The sequence below is a fragment of the Neisseria sp. P0001.S005 genome, assembly GCF_051963715.1.
Genome location: NZ_JBQCTZ010001103.1, coordinates 1 through 231, shown reverse-complemented (window position 1 = coordinate 231; position 231 = coordinate 1). Strand labels below are relative to the sequence as shown.

Annotated in this window: 1 pseudogene; it reads right to left on the bottom strand. The window is 58.4% G+C overall.

Annotation, left to right across the window (positions count from 1 at the left end):
• A pseudogene (locus tag ACTHSP_RS24205) lies at positions 1–231 on the bottom strand (exosporium protein); the annotation flags it as partial.

The window sequence follows — 231 nt, the reverse complement described above, 5'->3', positions numbered from 1 at the left end:
GCACCAGTAGCACCAGTAGCACCAGTAGCACCAGTAGCACCAGTAGCACCAGTAGCACCAGTAGCACCAGTTGCGCCAGTAGCACCAGTTGCGCCAGTAGCACCAGTTGCGCCGGTTACGCCGGTGTCACCTTTTTCGCCTTTTTCGCCGGTTGCGCCAGTAGCGCCGGTATCACCTTTTTCGCCTTTTTCGCCGGTTGCGCCAGTAGCGCCGGTATCACCTTTTTCGCCT